We start from the raw sequence: 16,525 nt of genomic DNA on the forward strand, positions 1-16,525 counted from the left end.
GTGGCGGGGAAGTCAAGGGACCGGGTCAGGTGGGGCCGGGGATCGGGCCGGCCCTTTCGGTGCCAAATGCGCCCCGGCCGGCCAAACGGCTTGCTCCGCGACTCAAAAGCATCTAAGAGGCGTCTGCGACGGAAGCGTTTCGTCACCGGTGTGGCGCCTGGACTTCAAATCCAGTGGAACGTCGAGAGGCGTTCGGTAGGTTCGACTCCTATACGCTTCCGCCATCATTGGTTTTTTTTGAGGAAACTTCCCCCTCAAAAGTCCCTCTCTTCCCCCTCATTCCGAAATCTCCCCCTCAGCTCCCCCTCGGGTTGTACGATTTGGGACCTTGCGCAGGGGGGATTTCTGCTGCCCTACACAAAATCCGTACGGCTCACCTTGGCACGTCGGGATGCATATTCCGGCAAAGGTGAGAGCATTTGCGACGTCTTGAGAGTGTTGGCCCGCCATGCCGACACGTTGACAGCCACGGCATTTCAAGCGTTACAACACCGCCTCCCGTGCTGCCTTCTCGGCCGCTTCGGCGACAAACTCATTGAGGCTTTTCCCTTTTGCTTTGGCAGCGACAGCCAGAAGCCGATGGATTTCCGGGGTAAGGCGCAGACGAAATTGGCCGGAATAGGGCTTCTCAGGCGTTTTGCCGGCCTGTTCGCACATCTCGAGATAATCATCCACGGAATCTGCCAGGGCCTGACGCAATTCGTCGACCGAACTCCCAGAGAAATGGATGACATCCCGGATGCCCATCACGCGGCCGTGGAATTCATTGTCATCAGGGATGAATTCAAAGGTTCCCGTATATCCCTTGTAGGTCATGGCATTCATGGTCTCACCCCAGCATTTGTTAACAATTCACGAACACTTTCCACTGCGCCTTTCTTGGCGACGGGCCCGGGATGCGGTCGATGGAACGTGGCCGCAACGCCGTTGAGGATGACCCTGACCCGAGATCCCCGTCCCTCGTCTACTGTGGCCTCAAGGGCGCGAAACAGGGCCAGAATATCATCCCACCGGATGTCCGCGAGGGTCGGACGGGAAAAAATCGCGGCAAGCGTCCTTCGGTTCCGGCTGTTCATTGTTTTGATGGTACCAACAAATGGAACCTTGTCAAGAGCGGTCGCCTGCCTTCGCTCGCCACGTTGCTTTGCCGCAAAGCCGTACATGGACTGCAGCCGGACCACTGGGGGAGCGCATGGCAGCGCCACGACATCGTACAGGTGAACGCGGGCCGGCGGATCTTTCCACGATGATGCTGCGCAATGTGCCGCCGCACAACCGGGAGGCCGAGCAATCGGTGCTCGGCGGCGTGCTCCTCAAGCCGTCGCTGCTGGATAAACTGGTCCCCGAACTGCGGCGGGGGGACTTCTACGACCCGCGCCATCAGCTGGTCTGGGAAGCCATGGCCGCCTTGTGGCGCGGCAACAAGCCGGTTGACCTGGTCACCCTGGCCGATGCGCTCACCGCCGCAGGAGCCCTCGAAAAGGTGGGCGGGGCAGCGTATCTGGCCGAGTTGGCTACGGCCACAATCAGCGCCGCCAACGCCCCGCACCATGCCGACCTCGTGCGGGCCATGGCCAAACGTCGGGCCATGCTGGATATGGCCATGCGCATGATGGAAATCGCCTACGATCCGGAGCGCGATCCATCCGAGTTCGTGGGCATCGCCCAATTGGCCGCCGATGCCGTGCTCAAGGACCGCCTCGATGCCCATGGCGAGTCGCCAGCCGAATTCCTGGACCCCTACACCCACTATCTCGAGCGGCTGGAAGAATCCGGCGGCGGCGGCGTGCCCACGCCGTTTTGGAAACTCAACGCCCTGATCCGGTCGTTCATGCCAGGCGAAATGATCGTCGTCGGCGCCCGGCCCAGCCATGGCAAGACGGCGCTGGCCCTGACCCTTGCCGAGCACGCCGTGGGGCTCGGACACCCGACCGGCATCTTCTCTTTGGAGATGGCCAAGTATCAACTGCTCAACCGCCTGTTTTCCTCGGGCGCCGGCGTTGCGGCCCAGCGGTTTCGGGACGGGAAGTTCTCGGACGACGACTGGGCACGCATCTACGCCCTGTGCGACCGCATGCGGGACATGCCGCTGCGCATCTATGACAAACCTGCCCGCAAGCCTTCCGACATCCGCGCCACTTGCCGGCGTTGGCGCCAGGACGGGGGCCTGGACATCGTCTTTATCGACTACGCGCAACTCATCCCGCCTGATGGCCACCACCACAACCGGGAACAGGAGATCGCCTCCATCTCCCGGTCCATCAAGCTCCTGGCCGAGGATCTGGCCGTGCCCGTGGTGCTGCTGGCCCAGGTCAACCGCGAGGTGGCCAAGCGGAAATCACCCAAGCTGGTGGAATCCGACCTCCGGGAGTCGGGAGCCATCGAACAGGATGCCGACATCATCCTGTTGATCCAGCCCTGGGACCGCTCGGGGCGCGAGGACATCCAGTTCACCCAGCTGACCGTGGCCAAGAGCCGCAACTCCATGACGGGCGACGTGCCGGTGGCCTACAACAGAAAAAACGTGCGATTCGAGCAGGATGACCGGCTGAATTAGCGTCTGCCGAGCAGGTGCAATGCAGCTGCTATGCAGCTGCAAAGCAGGTGCAGAAAAGTGCATATGCAGCAGGCAACAACGCACATGCAGAGGTGGTGAACCCATGGGTTGGGATTTTCGGGTGGAGTCCACCTATCGGACGCATCCAAAATTTATCCTGCTAAAACAGCTGTATGGAAGCGAGGGCGTTGATGCCGTTTTCGCCTTGTGGGCGTTCGCGACAGAGGAACGCCCCAAGGGCACCCTCGCCAATATGACGGACAAAAAGATCGCGGCCGCCTGCGGCATTGATCCCACGGTGATCGATCCTTCAGAGTTTGTGAATAATCTTGTCGAGATAGGCTTGCTGGACCGTGGCGAGGACGGTGTCGTCGCCATTCACAACTGGAAGAAGCGGCAGCCCAACATCTGGAGCCGTGGCGAAAAAGACCCGGTCAAAGTCGCGGCCGCAAACGCGCGGTGGGGGAAAAAAGAACCGGATTCGAAAGAGAAAAACGAGAAAAAACAAGCTGTTGTTGACGCTGATGCACCTGCAATGCAGTGCATGCCTTCTGCAATGCCCCATCCCATCCCATCCTATCTTAAATCTCTCTCTCAAGCCCCTGACGGGGAGAGAGCGAGAGCGCTCGTTTTCGCCCTCATGTCCGAGTCCACGCCGAAAGTCCGAGCCAAAAACCCGGGAACCTGGCCGGGCATGCTGCAAGGGCTCCTCGACGAGGGGACAACCCTCGAGGACCTCGAACGCGCCACGCGGTTTGCCCTGCAAGACCCGTTTTGGCGATCGCGTATCGTCTCGCCAAAGGCGTATTGTGACAACTACGGCCAGATTCTTGACCAGGCTACCAAGGCAATGGCGCAAGAACAAACGCAGAAAGGGGACAAAACACAACAGGGAATGAGTGCCGAGGCCTGGGAAGCACTCAAGAGAAAAGCCAAGACTGAACCGGAAGTTTCCAATAAAGCGGTTAATGCGAAACCTCCTTAGCTGAAAGACGGTGAAGATGGTGAAGATTCACCAGGAAAAAACACTGATGCAGTGAAGTAGAGTTAACAAATCGGCCGAATAGAGTAGAGTGCATGGCAAAGTTCACCGAACAGGACTACCTGGCTTGCCTCAAGGAGGGATTGAACCAGCGGCAAATGGCCGAGCGCTTTGCCATCTCCGAGGCCTACGTCTCCAAGGTGAAACGGCGTTGCGAAACGGCCGTGGAGTCGGTCAAGCCGCAGCTCATCCAGGTCGAGGTGCTCGAGCGGCAACACGATGCCTTGGAGCGGCTGGAAAAGCTGGCCAAGCAGGCAACCGACCTTGTGGAGCTGTTCCAGTTGTCCCTGGAAGGCGATGCGGATTCGCGCAGAAAGCTGGAACGTCTTGCCGGGAGACGTGGTGAACTGCTGAAGGCCTACATTTCGCTGCTTGGTGAGAATAGGAAAATGTTGGAGTTGGATAACACCATCAAAAAGACCAAGTTCGATATAGAGAAAGTACTTCAGTTTCAGGCCAAGGTCATGGAAGTGTTGCAACGCGTCGCGCCCGAAATGGCCCGGCAGGTTGTCGAGGAACTCATGGCCCTCGACGCCACGCAGAATGCCCTCGATTACGGGCTGAAATCGTCGGATTAGGTTCGTCGTCTTTCATACAAAAGACGACGAAAAAGGAAAGGAGGATTTGCCGTGAATTCAGGTTGTTGGCATGGAAAGCCCGAAATCGTCCTGGCGCGCGCCCTGGGCCATCGTCGTGTCATGCCAGGCACGGCACGGAAAGACGACGAAAAGGAAGGCCGGAAAATGACCCGCAACAACCACGCGGCCAAGGGGGCGGCCATCGCCGTGGACCCGATCAAGAGCAAGAAGGCCCTCGGCACCATCGCCCGGCTGTTGGCCGACAAGCCGCGCGACCAGGCCCTGTTCGTGCTGGGCATCCACTCGGCCTTGCGGGCCAGTGACCTGCTGGCCCTGACGGTCGGCGGCATCAAGTCCATCCTGGCCGATCCGGACGACGGCGACGTGATCCGGGAGATCAAGGAGGGCAAGTTGCGCCGGATCAGCGCCAACAAGCCCGTCAGGGCGGCCGTGGAGCGGCTTTTGGCCTCCAGGCCGTATGAGGACGCGGAGTTGCTCTTCCAGGGCAAGCGTGGCCCGCTGACGACGTCCTGGCTGCGCCGCCTGGTCATCGGCTGGTGCGCGGCCGTCAACCTGCCCGGCCATTTCGGCAGCCACACCTTGCGCAAGACCTGGGGCTATCACATGCGCGTGACCTGCAACGTGGACATTCCCACGCTGATGGCCGTCTTTGGCCACGCGACGCAACGGCAAACCCTTGATTACCTGTGCATTCAACCCGACGAAATCCGGTCAGTCTACGCCTTCGAGCTGGTGTGAGGCACGGCCATGGCCAGAGGAGGCATGAAAGGGCTTGGTCCGGGAAGCCGGACCATCATGGCGGATTTCCTGACCAAGGTGCAGAGCGTTGTGCCGGTGCGGCAGGAGCCGCCACCGGGGGGCGTGGGGGCCTGGGCCATCAAGGAGCGGATCAGGCTCGATCGCGGCGAGTTCTCCTTTGCCCGCCATGAGTGCCTGGAACTGCCCTACGCCGACGACCACCCCCAGCGGGTGGACCTCAAGTGCGCCCAGATGGGCAACACCACCAACGCCATCCTCGGCACGCTTTTCGCGGCCATTTTCCTGCCTATCGTCGGCGCGCTGTACCTGTTCCCCTCGAAAAAGGGCTCCACGGACTTTGTCCAAAGCCGCGTGGACCCGCTGATCGACCGCAACCCGGCCACGCTCGGCCGGTGGGTGGTGGAGACGGACAGCGTCGGGCTCAAGCGGGTCAACGGCGTCAACGTGCTGTTTCGCGGCACCAGGACCGAGGAGGGCCTGCGCTCGGACCCCGTGGACAAGATCGTTTACGACGAGTTCGACCTGATGGCGGTCTGGGTGGAGCCCACGGCCCACGAACGCCTGGGGCACTCGGACCTCAAGGCCGAGCACTTCCTGTCCAACCCCACGCTGCCCGACTTCGGCGTGGACAAGAAATACCAGCTGTCCGACCAGCGCCGTTGGCTGCTCAAATGCCCGCGATGTGGCGATTGGACCGACCCGGTGGGCGAGTGGGAGGACGCCGCCCGGCCCCTGGAGCGGGGCGTGCCGGACCTGCTGTGGGAGCGCTCGGACGGGGCCGTTGTCCTGCGCTGCATGCGCTGCCGCGAGGGCGTGCTGGACCCGGCCCGGGGCGAATGGGTGGCCCGCAAGCCCGGGGTCACGGCCTGGCGCGGCTACCAGTTCAGCCAGCTGTTTTCGCAGTACGTCACGCCGGCCGAAATCCTGCACCTGTACCGGACCACGTCCCGGATGGACAAGCTGTACAACTACAAGCTTGGTCTGGCCTACGTGGCCGCCAACAGCCGCATCACCAAGGAGCAGGTGCTCAAACTGTGCGGCTCCCACGGCATCGCCGCATCCGACCCCGGCCCCTGCTACATGGGCGTTGACCAGGGCAAGGGCCTGCATGTCACCATCGGCCGCCGGGACGGCGTGATTGTCCATGTGGGCGAGTACCGCGACTTCGAGGAGCTCGACGAGCTCATGAACGCCTTTCACGTGGCCCGTTGCGTCATCGACGGCATGCCCGAGACGCGCGAGGCCCGCAAATTCGCCAAGCGCTTCCCCGGCCGGGTTTATCTCAACTGGTACAACGAGCACCAGAAGGGGGACTACGCCTGGGACGACAAGGACCTCAAGGTGTCCGTCAACCGGACGGAATCGCTGGACGCCTCCCATGAAGCCTTAAGCGGCGGCCATGTTGTGCTGCCGGCGCGATGCGAACCGGTGGAGGCCTTCGCGAATCATGCGCAGAACACGGCTAAAAAGCTGGAAGAAGACGAGGAGTCCGGGTCCCGAATCTATGTGTGGGTACGCCTGGGGCCGGACCATTACCGCCATTCGCTCAACTACTATTGCATCGCGGCCTGGGGATCGCCGGCAAAATACTTCGATGATGCGGATTTGAGCTAGGAGTGGACATGGAACGCAGGCAGGCAGGGGCTGATGCAGACTTGGCGGAACGGGAATCCTGGAAGCATGCCGCGAAATACGGCGGGATCGGCTGGCCGTGGCGAGACAAGCCCGGCTTTGCCCTTGTGCTGGCTGTGCGCGGTCGCGAGGTCCGTGTGCTGCGGGAGGCAAGCGCGCCTCGGGTGGCCGGCCTGTACGAGTGGTGCAAGTCGCGGCGGGCCGAATATCGGGTCCTGGACTGGTTCACGGACCTGACCGATCCGGCCATGGACGCCTGGCGCGATCTGTCCGACCAGGACGCCGCAGGCGGGCGGTGGGCCGTCGAACCAACGTCGGCACCGATGGTTGGTCATCCGGACGAACTGGCCGCCTATTTCCTCGAAGCGGGCAATAGAACCAAGGGCGGCATCAAGACCCTGCATTTCGGGGACAGCCTGTTGCCCGGGGTGCTCCGGCAGTTCCCCGTGAACGACATGGGCCGGCAGGCAAGGGAATACCCGCCCCTGGCCGCCCTGGGCTATGTGCTGACCGGCGTGGCCATGGCCGGCTCCCCCGCCGTGGCCGGTGGGTCGGGAGGGGGGTGGCTGGCGTGGACGTGATGGAACGCGACCCCAACATGCTGCGCAACCTGCGGGATATCTGCAAGGTTCTCGGGATCGGCCGGCGGCGGTTCGAGCGGTATTTCCGCCAGGCCGAACCCCCGATGCCGGTGCGTTTCGACGGGTTCTCCTACATCGCCGACAAGGAGGAGCTTTTAGCCTGGCGTCGGGAGTTCACGAAGCGGGCGTCGGAATGAGGACTGTCCTTGACTTCTCTTTTTCTCTGCGGTCTAGCTGGTTGAAAACGGGGTAACGATATGCGTCAATTGATCGTTGGCCTGCTTCTTTTTGGGACCCTGAGCAGTCAGGCGTGGGGTTGTTCCTTCGACACGGACTGCTCGCCGGGAAGCGTCTGCCTGAAGCAGGGAGGCGCGCTGTACGGCGTGTGCGCCGGCGGCATCATGCCGGGGAACCGCAACGACCGGCAGCCGGTGTACGCTCCGCTGGATCCCAATGGCACGTATGGCGCGACCTGCTCCTGGGACACGGATTGCGGGCCGGGCTCCCATTGCTTGAAGTCGGGTGGGATTTATGGGGTCTGTGTAAGATAGCTTATAAGAAAGTTTGTTATGAAAACGATATTCACCAGTCTTGTTGTAGTAGCACTTGCGTTGTCTGTCTCAAGTTTTTGTTTTGCGCAAAACGGATGGCCTATTACTGGAAATGATTTTTTGAGGTATAACAAGTTTGCTCAAGGCTATTATGTGATGGGTATTTGTGATGTCTATTCCGTTATATTTCAAGATGAAAAAAATCCTTTTCCTGTCAGGGTTTCGTATGAACAAATTAGGGAGATTGTAGTTAATTATTTGACAAAACATCCAGAAGATAGACATCATTTTATGCCGTCAATCGTATTAGTAGCTGCAAAGCAAGCATTTAAACACTAATACTCATCATTATGTTCCCTGGGGCCGCACCGCCTCAACCCGCGCGAACTGGTCGAGCGCAAAGATAAGGCGTAACAGGCCGCCCGTTCCCGGTGCGACAAGGTGCGGAAAACGTGGCACAGCTCGTCGGAAGCTTCGGCACGAATATTTGTCAAGAAAAATCTTCCCATCCATTCCGTGTCATCTTTGGTACACTCGCCTACCATTCCCCTACCACTCCCTCGCATCTTCGGTACACCCTCCCGGACCCTTAGAAAACGCATGGTACGGCTTGAGCGGTAACGGCCGCCAACCCGTCACCATGCGCGCCTGACCCTCTCCTCTTGAGCCCGGACATGGCGGCCTTCCACAAGGAGGTCGCCATGTCCGCTTTTTTCAGCATCACCCCGTCGCAAATCGAGCAGCTCGTCGGCGAGGCCGCCACGCGCCATGGCTTGCCGGTCCCCATCGTCGGGGCCGTGGTCGAGCACGAGTCCATGGGCGGCAATGTCTGGGCCTATAACCCGGAACCCAAATACCGCTGGTTCTGGGACGTCCGGGCCGGTCGCGCTTTTCGCGCCGTCAGCGGCCTTGAGGCGGCCTGCAAGATCCCGCCGGCGGATTTCAAAGCCTATCCGGGCGTCTGCGCGGATGCGGAGTGGTGGGGCCAGCAAGCCTCCTGGGGGCTGATGCAGCTCATGGGGGCCGTGGCCAGGGAACGCGGCTTCACCGGGCTCTTTCTGGGCGAAATCTACGATCCCGCCCTGAATGTCGACCTGGGCTGCAAACACCTGGCCGCCTACGCCCGGAGCTACTTGAAAGGGTTCGGCTGGGAAGGGGTGTTGCGGGCCTACAACGGCGGCCCCGCCGCCTGCCTCAAGAACAGCAATCCCGAATACCCCGAGAAAATCCGCAAGATCATGGGTGGGAGGTTACCCGATGCGTAAGCCCTTCCTGGAACGGCTGCGGCATTGCTGCAATCCGCTGCACTTCTTTTGCCGGCTCAAGGATGCCGGCTTCTCGGACGCCGGCGCCCGGCGCCTGAGCGTGGTCTGGGAGTGGGTCTACCGGCGGCCGCGCGTCGCCTTGGTGGCCCTGGCCACGGGGTTGGTGCTGGTGTCCTGTTCCCAGGTGCTGGCCGGGCATGACCAGCCCGAAAAGCACTACCAGGCCATCTGGTGCGCGGAAAAAGGCGGTGCCATGGAAACCAGGCCACGCCCCGGGCTGCGGGTGGACTGCGAGACCGATACCCATGCCGTGGAATTCGATTTCGCCAGGAAATGGGCGGAGGCCGTTGGCCAGGCCCTGGCCTACGGCGGGGCCACGGGCAAGCGGGCCGGGATCGTGTTGATCCTGGAACGGGCCGAGGACGCGCGCTACCTGGACAAACTCCGCTTCACCATCGCCGCCGGCAATCTGCCCATCGATGTCTGGACCATGGGCGCGGGTGTGCCAGTCGGGGGCGGCGATGGGCGCTAAGGACGTGCTGGCGGCCTACGCCAAATCCAAGACGCAGTACGGGGGCACGGGCCTGTACCTGCTCTCCCTCTGGAACATCGTTGCTTCCGGTGGCTCCCATTCCTTCAAATTCAGCATGGATGAGACCGTCATCTTTTCCACTGTGCTCAACATGTCCGGCCTGCTGGCCGCCTTGGCCACGGCCCTTTACGGCCTGCTGCTGTACGGCCGGGGAATGGCGAAGGGTCCCCTTGTCGCCGCCGCCCTGCGCCAGGCGGCGGATTGCCTCGAACCCAAACCCGAGGCCCAGGCCCCGGAGCAAGGAGCCAAGTCATGAAAGCCCTGATCGTGGCCGTTTTCCTGTGCATCGCCCTGGGCGGCTGTGCCGGCCTGGGCACGGTGTCTTCCGATGCGTTGGAAAAGCAGGCGGCCGGCGTGGTCGCGGCCCTGGACGCATTGCCCCCGGTGCCGGCCGATGCCGCGACCCAGGCTCAGGTGGAGGGGTGGAAGACTTGGCTGGCCTACCTGGCCAAGGCCGGTTCCGCCGTGGCCGGCGCCGCCCTCAAGGCCCGGGGGTTGTGACCATGCGCATCCTGAGCATTGACGGCGGCGGCATCCGGGGCCTGCTTCCGGCCCTGGTGCTGGCCGAATTCGAGACCAGGACGGGGCGGTCCGTCGCCAAATTCTTCGATCTTGTGGCCGGCACCAGCACGGGCGGCATTCTGGCCCTGGGCCTGGCGGCCGGCATCCCGGCCATGCGGTTGGCCGAGTTCTACCTGGAGCGGGGGCCGGCGATCTTTTCGCGCTCCCTCGGGCAGCGTTTGAGCTCTCTTGGGGGCCTGGCGGACGAGCTGTACGACGCCGGGGAACTGGAAGTGGCCCTGGCCGAAGTCTTTGGCGACCGCCTGCTGTCCTCGGTGGAAACGCGCGCCCTGGCCGTCGCCTTCGATATCGAGGCCCGGGAACGGGTGTTGTTCCGTTCCTGGGCCGGCGAAGACTACCGGCTGGCCGATGTGGGGCGGGCGACCTCGGCCGCCCCGGTCTATTTCGAGCCCTTTCCCATCCGCAGCCAGTCCGGCCGGGTCCGGCCCTGCATCGACGGCGGCATGGTGGCCAACAACCCGTCGCTTTTGGCCTTCACCGAGGCCGAAGGCCCGCATTACCTCGTGTCCATGGGGACCGGCCGGCGGGACAGGCCGATCCTGTATGCCGACGCCCGGGATTTTGGCGCGGCGCAATGGACGTCCCACCTGATCGACATCGTCTTCAGCGGTCAGGCCGAGGAGGCGCACCTGGCCTGCCGCGCCTGGCTTGGCGGCAACTATGTCCGGTTGCAGGCCGATCTGCCCGAGGAAGTGGCCATGGACGCCACGGACGCCCGGGCCTTCGCGGTGCTCAAGCTGGCGGCCAAGCGGTTGGCGGATTCTCCGGAAGCCGCGCGGGCGCTGGAACTGGCGGGGGCGGCGTGATGTGGTCCACGGCCCGGGAGTACGTGGCGGACGTGGGCAGGGATCTGCTTGGCGGGTGGCTGGCCAAGACGTGCGGTTCCACGTTGCTGGCCGTGATCTGCGGTTGGATCGGCGGGCGCGACAAGCTCGTGGAAGGCCTTTTCCTCATCATCTGCCTGGACTTCGCCCTGGGCTTCGCGCGTGGCTGGGTGGACGGTTGCCTGTCGCGCGCGACGTTCCGCCGGGGGCTTGCCAAGTTCTTCCTCTACTACGCCGCCATCCTGGCCTCGTGCCTCCTGGATGACGTGCTCAACGTGAAGGCGGCCGAAGTCCTGCTGCATGTCGATTTTAGGTCATTGATGGTCATGTACCTGGCCATCAACGAGACGATTTCCGTCCTGGGGCATCTCCGCTCCTTTGGCGTGCCGCTTCCGGAGAAGATGATCCGCCGCCTCAAGGATTACCGGGATTGTACGGTGTTCCATGATCGACCCGGGAAAGGGGCGTGAACATGCCCGGCTTGCTGCTCGTCAAATCCAACACCCAGCTCGAGGCCGAGGAACGCGAGGAAGCGTTGCAACGGGTGCAATCCCGGCGCGACCATTTCCAAAGCAACCTGGCCTCGCATATCCAGTCCTGTTGGCAGGCGGCCCGGCAAGCCAAGGAGGAAGTGCAGCGCCGGATGCTTCGGGCCTTGCGCCAGCGAAACGGCCTCTACGAACCGGACAAGCTGGCCGCCATTCAGGAAGAGGGCGGGCCGCTCGTTTTCATGATGCTCACGGACGAGAAATGCACGGCCGCCGAAGCCTGGCTGGAAGACATCCTGCTCGTGGCCGGCGAAAAACCCTGGGCCGTGCGTCCCACCAAGGTCCCCAATCTTTCCCCGGACCAGCAAGCCAGGATCGTAGGCCAGGTGGAGCTCGAGGTCCTCCAGGGGCTGCAGGCCGGCATGGCCGTGACGCGCGAGGACATCCAGGCCCGGGCCAAGGAGCTGCAAGGCGAATTCGAGCGGGCCATGCGGGAAGAAGCCGAACGGCTGGCCGGCCGCATATCGACCAGGTCGATCCCGCCACCAACATCCGCAAAATCTACCCGTGGAAGGTCTGGCCGTTCAAGGGCAACCGGGCCAAGGCCGGCGGCGCGCCCGTGAGCTTCTACCAGGCCTCGAGCAATATCGAGCAGCTCATGAAGGCCTACGACAAATTCAGCATGGAAGCGGACACGAAGACCGGCATTCCGAAATACATCTACGGCTCCGGCCAGACCTCCGGCGTGCTCAATACGGCCTCCGGTTTCTCCATGATGGTCAACAACGCCACCAAGGGCATCAAGCGCGTGGTGGGCAACATCGATACCGGCATCACCAAGCCTTCCGTCACCGAGGCCTGGGTGTTCGTCATGCTCTACGACCCCGATCCCTCCATCAAGGGCGATGTGGAAATCGTGGCCCTGGGCTCCAGTGCCATGATGGTCAAGGAGCAACAGCAGCTGCGGCGAAACGAGTTCATGCAGACCACGGCCAACCCCGTGGACCTGCAGATCATGGGCGTGGCCGGCCGGGCCCAGCTGTTGCGCGAATCGCTCAAAAGCCTGGATTTCACGCCGGACAAGATCATTCCGGCCGAGGAAGAGCTGCAACGGCGCGAACAGGCCCAGCAGCAGGCGGCGCAAAACCAGATGCGGATGGGACAACTTGGCGGCCAGCCGCCGCCGGCCAGCCAGGGCGCGCCCATGCTGCCCGATGGCTCGCCCGCCGGCGGCGACGGCGCCAACCTCATGCGGATGCGGACATGATCGAACAGCCCGAAGGCAAGGAATGCGACGCCCTGGCCTTGCTGGCCGTGAACCCGCACTGGCGGGCCGTCATCCGGCCATGGCTCGGGCGGTGCCTCGAGGTCACGGAGCAGGGGCTGCGCCTTGAAGAGGATCTTGTCCAACTGCGCTGGCGCCAGGCCGAGGCGCGTCAACTGCGGGAACTGCTCGAGGTGATCGACCAGGCTCCCGAAAACCTACAAGCCCGCAACGCCGGCCGCCATCCCTTCGGGTAATGGGGCCGGCATCGTCTCAACGCCGAAGACCGTGAACCGACGACGCCACCAGCGTCGAGCGGGGGCAAGCCCATTACACCGCGTTTTTCCAGGAACTGGGCGTGAAGACCACGACCGACAGTTCCTTGCCGCCGGACTGATGCCATGCAGATCAAATGGGACGATTTTTTTCCGCTGGTGAAGCTGCACTGCGACGGGGTGGCCGAGCCGTTGCTGGTCATGGCCATCCGGGCGGCGGCCATCGTGTTTTGCACGGAAACGCTGGCTTACAGGGCCGATCTCGATCCGAGCGACATCCTGGCCGGCGTGGCGGAATACGCCCTGGACCCGCCGGACCTGGGCACGCGCATTGTTGCTCCCGTCTATGTGGCCGTGGCTGGCCGGGAAATCGATGCCCTGTGCGAAGAGCAGATGCCGCGCGGCTGGCGGGCGCGGGGCGCGGGCCAGGCGCAAGGGTATCTGCGGATGACGCCGCAGCTTATTCGCCTGCATCCCGTGCCGGATACGGACATTGCCCGGGGCCTGTTCGTCCGGGCCGGGCTGGCGCCGGTTCGCGGCGCCGACGAGGTGGAAGAGGAACTTCTGGAAACCCACGGCGAAACCATCGCCCACGGCGCGGCGGCCAGGCTGTTCGAGATCCCCAGGAAGGCCTGGTCCGATATGCAGTTAAGCGCCTACCACCAGCAGCTTTTCGAGCGCGGCCTGTCCGACGCCAAGGTCAGGGTCAGGAAGGGCGACAGCACGGCGGACCTGCGCGTCGCCATGAAGGGGCCGATCATCGATGACGACGCCAAACGGGTCTATTTCACGGGCGACGGCAAGCCCAAGCTGACGACGCTGGCCATGGCCACCCAGGGCGAGGGCACGAACTACCCGCTTGCCTCCCGGCCCTTGGGGATTCCCGCCCCGGATTCCTCCGACGACAAGCATCCCCTGTTGGCTGATCCGAAGGATCGGGAATCATTACTACAGATTTTGTCGAGAGATGATCTGATTGCCTTGAAGATCGACAAGGAAAAATCTCCTCGTTCACTTGCTGAGAATCTAGCGAAAATGTTGGCAAAGTCTGGCGAATCATTGCTTGTTGAGGAAGTGTTACGCGCCAATACACTGGAAGAAAAACAAGCTGTTGTGCGCAAATGGCAGGAAATGGGGCGGGCGGCGAACGACCGCTAAGCCGGAGGAGCGACATGGCCAACCTCGTGTACGATGCCTTTTTGACCAACATCGCCAACGGCGTTTTCGACATGGACGGCGATACCTTCAAGGTCGCGTTGCTTGGTTCCGGCTATACGCCGAACGCCGGCCACAGCGTGTTCGCCAATGTGGCGGCCAGCGAGGTTGCCGGCACCGGCTACACCGCCGGCGGAAAGGAACTGCTCAACCGCACCTGGTCGTTTCGCGACGGCAAGGGCCGCCTCGAGGCGGATGACCCGGTCTGGACCGGCGCCACCTTCATTGCCCGCTACGCCGTGTTTTACGCGGCCAAGACCGTGGCTGGCATCGTCAACCCCTTGATCGGGCTGATCGACTTCGGCGTGGACAAGACCGTTTCCGAGGGTGATTTCACCGTGCTCCTCAACAACGCCGGCATTGTGACCGTGGGGTAGGGCATGGCTTGGTCCGACAGGAATGCCGCCTGGGTCGACCGGCCCTTGGCCTGGATCGAGCCGTCCGTGACGGTGTGGACGGACGCCACCGTCCCGGCCGAGGCTTTGCCGGTTCCTCTGGCGTTCCTGGAGGCGCGGGTCCGGATTGACGCCTCGGCCGCCGCGCCGGCCTTTGCCCTGGGCGTCGAGTTGCCCGGCGTTGGGGTTTCGATATCCACGGCCGTGGCCGTGGACGCTCTGTCGGTTCCGCTCGGACTGCCGGCGGTTGTCGGAGCCGTGTCCGCGAAGGGGAGGGCGGCAACCCTGGCCCTGGCCCTGGTCCTGGGCGACGCCCAGGCCTTCACGGGTATCGGCGACCGGGTGCGCCTGGTTTCCGTGATCGGCCCCCGGCAGGTGCTGGCCGGCAGTCTGGAGCGAACGGCCGCCGCTGGGGAGCCCGCGCGCCTGGCCAGTCCTTTCACCATGTCGACCATTTTGGAGTCTCCCTTTTGCACCACGGTGTTGCTGCGCTCAGGCTCCCTGCGCGCGCAACGGGAATAATCACCGCTTGCGAGGCCACTATGAGCAGCGTTGTCTATGTCGGCGATATCGGAACGGAATTGCTTGTGGATTGCGGCCAGGACATTTCCGGCGCGACCAATACCTTTCTGACGGTGCGGTTTCCCTCGGGCAACGTGGTGAACTGGCCGGCCACGGTGGCCACGTTGGAGGGCAAGGCCCATTACCTGCGTTGCCTGACCCGGGCCGGCGACTTGGCCGAGGCGGGGAACTACCGGGTCCAGGCCATGCTGACCCTGGGCGACTGGAGCGGTTCGGGCAAGACGGCCGTGCTGCAGGTGCGGGAACGCTTTGCGTAGGAATGAAGTCCAAAGACAGAAAAGAGGCCCGCATGTCGCTTTCCGATCGTATCGAGTACCGCACCTACAAGATCACCCTGGTCGAACCGATCCTGGGTTCGCTCCCGTCGCAACGGCAGGTCTACCAGGACCTGGTGGCGGCCAGGGCGCCGGAGCCGGATGTCGAAGGCATGGAAGAAATGGCCATGCTGCCGGCGCTTGCGGAGGGGGTGGATGAACGGACGACGGTCTTTTTGCGCAACAATGACGGATGGTGCTCAATCCTTGACTATCAGTTCCTCGGTTTTCTCAAGGAAGCCGGGAATACGCTGAAAGATATCGTGCAGTACGAGGCGACGGGCAAAAGGGCCAAATCAACGAAAGAAGGCATCGCGGCGCTTCGTAATAAACTTGGGCGCTATGCCTTTTGCGGGCCTCGGATCATCCCTTTGCAGAAAGAGCCGAATGGGATTTTCAAGCGCCCTCTCCGGCGGATAACCAAAGACGGTCCGATGAGCTGTCTTGCCACCTCGGAATTGATCAATGCCGGGGTTTCCTTCCATGTTTGGATAGGGCTTCTTCCCCATGGCGAAGTCCAGTGGAGCGTCATCGAGCAATGTCTGGAATATGGCCAGATGAAAGGGCTTGGTCAATTTCGTGGCGGAGGCTTCGGGCGATTCGCGTTCGACCTGGTCTCCCATAGTGCAATGTAACAGCTACGTCCGGTATCGTTGCGTGCCGCGACGCGCGGTTAATGAGATCAAGCCCTTTCCTCTGGCCATAGGTCGGGAGCATGGAATTATTCGAGTGCAAGGGGTCCTGGCCAAGATGGAACGGTGCCTGGAGCATCCGGATCTGGCCGGCATCGACCGCCGGGCCATGCAGGGGGCGCTGGGCGCGGTGCGCCACATCCAGGACCGGCTGATCCTGCCGGAGGAAGAGGAACCACGGCGGCTTTTCGGCATCGAGCGGAGCCTGCCGGAAGGGGACAGGGAATGACGTTTCTCGAAGCGGCGGCCGTGACGGCCTGTTTCCTGGCGGCTGGGGCGTGTTTCGGCATCGAGTGGCTCATACGGGCCAGGAGGT

Annotated in this window: 25 protein-coding genes and 1 tRNA gene; 24 read left to right on the forward strand and 2 right to left on the reverse strand. The window is 62.7% G+C overall.

Features of this window, described 5'->3' with window-relative positions:
* Positions 1–130 precede the first annotated feature (130 nt).
* A tRNA-Sec gene (locus ACP59X_RS11935) sits at positions 131–224 on the forward strand.
* A 259-nt stretch (positions 225–483) separates the two neighbouring features.
* Here ACP59X_RS11935 and ACP59X_RS11940 read toward each other — a convergent pair.
* A complete protein-coding gene (locus ACP59X_RS11940; protein WP_428558508.1) occupies positions 484–825 on the reverse strand; it encodes a type II toxin-antitoxin system HicB family antitoxin in 342 nt (113 codons plus the stop codon).
* Entirely contained in the window at positions 822–1,163 is a 342-nt protein-coding gene (locus ACP59X_RS11945; RefSeq protein ID WP_428558510.1) for a type II toxin-antitoxin system HicA family toxin, read from the reverse strand. Before ACP59X_RS11945 ends, ACP59X_RS11940 begins: the two co-directional genes overlap by 4 nt.
* Positions 1,164–1,246: 83 nt before the next feature.
* On the opposite strand from ACP59X_RS11945, the gene ACP59X_RS11950 reads away from it, so the two are divergent.
* The 23 genes from ACP59X_RS11950 to ACP59X_RS12060 all read left to right on the forward strand — a co-directional run bounded on the left by ACP59X_RS11950 (position 1,247) and on the right by ACP59X_RS12060 (position 16,438).
* The gene (locus tag ACP59X_RS11950; protein WP_428558512.1) at positions 1,247–2,557 is read left to right on the forward strand and encodes a replicative DNA helicase; all 1,311 of its coding nucleotides are present in this window, start codon (positions 1,247–1,249) and stop codon (positions 2,555–2,557) included.
* Positions 2,558–2,660: 103 nt separating this feature from the next.
* Positions 2,661–3,542 carry a hypothetical protein gene (locus ACP59X_RS11955; RefSeq protein ID WP_428558514.1) on the forward strand — a complete coding sequence of 294 codons (882 nt, stop codon included), beginning with the start codon at positions 2,661–2,663 and terminating at the stop codon, positions 3,540–3,542.
* Positions 3,543–3,634: 92 nt separating this feature from the next.
* Complete coding sequence (locus ACP59X_RS11960) at positions 3,635–4,177, forward strand: hypothetical protein (protein ID WP_428558516.1); 543 nt, start codon at positions 3,635–3,637, stop codon at positions 4,175–4,177.
* A 165-nt stretch (positions 4,178–4,342) separates the two neighbouring features.
* Complete coding sequence (locus tag ACP59X_RS11965; protein WP_428558518.1) at positions 4,343–4,936, forward strand: tyrosine-type recombinase/integrase; 594 nt, start codon at positions 4,343–4,345, stop codon at positions 4,934–4,936.
* Positions 4,937–4,960: 24 nt separating this feature from the next.
* A complete protein-coding gene (locus ACP59X_RS11970) occupies positions 4,961–6,571 on the forward strand; it encodes a phage terminase large subunit family protein (protein WP_428558520.1) in 1,611 nt (536 codons plus the stop codon).
* Between the two features lie 8 nt (positions 6,572–6,579).
* Positions 6,580–7,170, forward strand: coding sequence for a hypothetical protein (locus ACP59X_RS11975; protein ID WP_428558522.1), 591 nt, complete (start codon positions 6,580–6,582; stop codon positions 7,168–7,170).
* On the forward strand, positions 7,170–7,367 hold the full coding sequence (locus ACP59X_RS11980) for a hypothetical protein (RefSeq protein ID WP_428569881.1): 198 nt from the start codon (positions 7,170–7,172) through the stop codon (positions 7,365–7,367). The genes ACP59X_RS11975 and ACP59X_RS11980 overlap by 1 nt, the downstream gene beginning before the upstream one ends.
* A 372-nt stretch (positions 7,368–7,739) precedes the next feature.
* Positions 7,740–8,060, forward strand: coding sequence for a Rap1a/Tai family immunity protein (locus tag ACP59X_RS11985; RefSeq protein ID WP_428558524.1), 321 nt, complete (start codon positions 7,740–7,742; stop codon positions 8,058–8,060).
* Positions 8,061–8,422: 362 nt separating this feature from the next.
* Positions 8,423–8,986 carry a lytic transglycosylase domain-containing protein gene (locus ACP59X_RS11990; RefSeq protein ID WP_428558527.1) on the forward strand — a complete coding sequence of 188 codons (564 nt, stop codon included), beginning with the start codon at positions 8,423–8,425 and terminating at the stop codon, positions 8,984–8,986.
* The gene (locus tag ACP59X_RS11995) at positions 8,979–9,518 is read left to right on the forward strand and encodes a hypothetical protein (RefSeq protein ID WP_428558529.1); all 540 of its coding nucleotides are present in this window, start codon (positions 8,979–8,981) and stop codon (positions 9,516–9,518) included. The genes ACP59X_RS11990 and ACP59X_RS11995 overlap by 8 nt, the downstream gene beginning before the upstream one ends.
* Positions 9,508–9,834, forward strand: a complete 327-nt coding sequence (locus tag ACP59X_RS12000) for a hypothetical protein (RefSeq protein ID WP_428558531.1) — start codon at positions 9,508–9,510, stop codon at positions 9,832–9,834. Before ACP59X_RS11995 ends, ACP59X_RS12000 begins: the two co-directional genes overlap by 11 nt.
* The gene (locus ACP59X_RS12005; RefSeq protein WP_428558533.1) at positions 9,831–10,079 is read left to right on the forward strand and encodes a hypothetical protein; all 249 of its coding nucleotides are present in this window, start codon (positions 9,831–9,833) and stop codon (positions 10,077–10,079) included. The genes ACP59X_RS12000 and ACP59X_RS12005 overlap by 4 nt, the downstream gene beginning before the upstream one ends.
* A 2-nt stretch (positions 10,080–10,081) precedes the next feature.
* Complete coding sequence (locus ACP59X_RS12010; RefSeq protein WP_428558536.1) at positions 10,082–10,966, forward strand: patatin-like phospholipase family protein; 885 nt, start codon at positions 10,082–10,084, stop codon at positions 10,964–10,966.
* Positions 10,966–11,454, forward strand: coding sequence for a phage holin family protein (locus ACP59X_RS12015; RefSeq protein WP_428569885.1), 489 nt, complete (start codon positions 10,966–10,968; stop codon positions 11,452–11,454). Before ACP59X_RS12010 ends, ACP59X_RS12015 begins: the two co-directional genes overlap by 1 nt.
* A gap of 2 nt (positions 11,455–11,456) precedes the next feature.
* Positions 11,457–12,095 carry a hypothetical protein gene (locus ACP59X_RS12020; RefSeq protein ID WP_428558538.1) on the forward strand — a complete coding sequence of 213 codons (639 nt, stop codon included), beginning with the start codon at positions 11,457–11,459 and terminating at the stop codon, positions 12,093–12,095.
* On the forward strand, positions 12,092–12,739 hold the full coding sequence (locus ACP59X_RS12025) for a hypothetical protein (protein WP_428558540.1): 648 nt from the start codon (positions 12,092–12,094) through the stop codon (positions 12,737–12,739). The genes ACP59X_RS12020 and ACP59X_RS12025 overlap by 4 nt, the downstream gene beginning before the upstream one ends.
* The gene (locus tag ACP59X_RS12030) at positions 12,736–12,993 is read left to right on the forward strand and encodes a hypothetical protein (RefSeq protein ID WP_428558542.1); all 258 of its coding nucleotides are present in this window, start codon (positions 12,736–12,738) and stop codon (positions 12,991–12,993) included. The genes ACP59X_RS12025 and ACP59X_RS12030 overlap by 4 nt, the downstream gene beginning before the upstream one ends.
* Positions 12,994–13,137: 144 nt before the next feature.
* Complete coding sequence (locus ACP59X_RS12035) at positions 13,138–14,169, forward strand: phage adaptor protein (protein ID WP_428558545.1); 1,032 nt, start codon at positions 13,138–13,140, stop codon at positions 14,167–14,169.
* A 14-nt stretch (positions 14,170–14,183) separates the two neighbouring features.
* Positions 14,184–14,603 (forward strand): hypothetical protein, encoded by a 420-nt coding sequence (locus tag ACP59X_RS12040; RefSeq protein ID WP_428558548.1) that lies wholly within the window; start codon positions 14,184–14,186, stop codon positions 14,601–14,603.
* Positions 14,604–14,606: 3 nt separating this feature from the next.
* Entirely contained in the window at positions 14,607–15,143 is a 537-nt protein-coding gene (locus ACP59X_RS12045) for a hypothetical protein (protein ID WP_428558551.1), read from the forward strand.
* 20 nt (positions 15,144–15,163) lie between these two features.
* The gene (locus tag ACP59X_RS12050) at positions 15,164–15,460 is read left to right on the forward strand and encodes a hypothetical protein (RefSeq protein ID WP_428558553.1); all 297 of its coding nucleotides are present in this window, start codon (positions 15,164–15,166) and stop codon (positions 15,458–15,460) included.
* A gap of 32 nt (positions 15,461–15,492) precedes the next feature.
* Complete coding sequence (locus tag ACP59X_RS12055) at positions 15,493–16,152, forward strand: hypothetical protein (protein WP_428558555.1); 660 nt, start codon at positions 15,493–15,495, stop codon at positions 16,150–16,152.
* A 94-nt stretch (positions 16,153–16,246) separates the two neighbouring features.
* A complete protein-coding gene (locus ACP59X_RS12060; RefSeq protein ID WP_428558557.1) occupies positions 16,247–16,438 on the forward strand; it encodes a hypothetical protein in 192 nt (63 codons plus the stop codon).
* The last annotated feature ends 87 nt before the right edge of the window (positions 16,439–16,525 follow it).

Origin of the sequence: Solidesulfovibrio sp. DCME, assembly GCF_049995385.1 — a bacterium.
In the GTDB taxonomy this organism is placed as follows: Bacteria; Desulfobacterota; Desulfovibrionia; order Desulfovibrionales; family Desulfovibrionaceae; genus Solidesulfovibrio.

Coding starts and splice junctions, on each gene's coding strand:
- ACP59X_RS12035 (WP_428558545.1), top strand. CDS start 13,138: ATGCAGATCAAATGGGACGATTTTTTTCCGCTGGTGAAGCTGCACTGC.
- ACP59X_RS11945 (WP_428558510.1), bottom strand. CDS start 1,163: ATGTACGGCTTTGCGGCAAAGCAACGTGGCGAGCGAAGGCAGGCGACC.
- ACP59X_RS11975 (WP_428558522.1), top strand. CDS start 6,580: ATGGAACGCAGGCAGGCAGGGGCTGATGCAGACTTGGCGGAACGGGAA.
- ACP59X_RS12030 (WP_428558542.1), top strand. CDS start 12,736: ATGATCGAACAGCCCGAAGGCAAGGAATGCGACGCCCTGGCCTTGCTG.
- ACP59X_RS11990 (WP_428558527.1), top strand. CDS start 8,423: ATGTCCGCTTTTTTCAGCATCACCCCGTCGCAAATCGAGCAGCTCGTC.
- ACP59X_RS12005 (WP_428558533.1), top strand. CDS start 9,831: ATGAAAGCCCTGATCGTGGCCGTTTTCCTGTGCATCGCCCTGGGCGGC.
- ACP59X_RS12020 (WP_428558538.1), top strand. CDS start 11,457: ATGCCCGGCTTGCTGCTCGTCAAATCCAACACCCAGCTCGAGGCCGAG.
- ACP59X_RS12055 (WP_428558555.1), top strand. CDS start 15,493: ATGTCGCTTTCCGATCGTATCGAGTACCGCACCTACAAGATCACCCTG.
- ACP59X_RS11985 (WP_428558524.1), top strand. CDS start 7,740: ATGAAAACGATATTCACCAGTCTTGTTGTAGTAGCACTTGCGTTGTCT.
- ACP59X_RS12010 (WP_428558536.1), top strand. CDS start 10,082: ATGCGCATCCTGAGCATTGACGGCGGCGGCATCCGGGGCCTGCTTCCG.
- ACP59X_RS11980 (WP_428569881.1), top strand. CDS start 7,170: ATGGAACGCGACCCCAACATGCTGCGCAACCTGCGGGATATCTGCAAG.
- ACP59X_RS11955 (WP_428558514.1), top strand. CDS start 2,661: ATGGGTTGGGATTTTCGGGTGGAGTCCACCTATCGGACGCATCCAAAA.
- ACP59X_RS11950 (WP_428558512.1), top strand. CDS start 1,247: ATGATGCTGCGCAATGTGCCGCCGCACAACCGGGAGGCCGAGCAATCG.
- ACP59X_RS11965 (WP_428558518.1), top strand. CDS start 4,343: ATGACCCGCAACAACCACGCGGCCAAGGGGGCGGCCATCGCCGTGGAC.
- ACP59X_RS12050 (WP_428558553.1), top strand. CDS start 15,164: ATGAGCAGCGTTGTCTATGTCGGCGATATCGGAACGGAATTGCTTGTG.
- ACP59X_RS11970 (WP_428558520.1), top strand. CDS start 4,961: ATGAAAGGGCTTGGTCCGGGAAGCCGGACCATCATGGCGGATTTCCTG.
- ACP59X_RS12015 (WP_428569885.1), top strand. CDS start 10,966: ATGTGGTCCACGGCCCGGGAGTACGTGGCGGACGTGGGCAGGGATCTG.
- ACP59X_RS12045 (WP_428558551.1), top strand. CDS start 14,607: ATGGCTTGGTCCGACAGGAATGCCGCCTGGGTCGACCGGCCCTTGGCC.
- ACP59X_RS12040 (WP_428558548.1), top strand. CDS start 14,184: ATGGCCAACCTCGTGTACGATGCCTTTTTGACCAACATCGCCAACGGC.
- ACP59X_RS11960 (WP_428558516.1), top strand. CDS start 3,635: ATGGCAAAGTTCACCGAACAGGACTACCTGGCTTGCCTCAAGGAGGGA.
- ACP59X_RS11940 (WP_428558508.1), bottom strand. CDS start 825: ATGAATGCCATGACCTACAAGGGATATACGGGAACCTTTGAATTCATC.
- ACP59X_RS11995 (WP_428558529.1), top strand. CDS start 8,979: ATGCGTAAGCCCTTCCTGGAACGGCTGCGGCATTGCTGCAATCCGCTG.
- ACP59X_RS12000 (WP_428558531.1), top strand. CDS start 9,508: ATGGGCGCTAAGGACGTGCTGGCGGCCTACGCCAAATCCAAGACGCAG.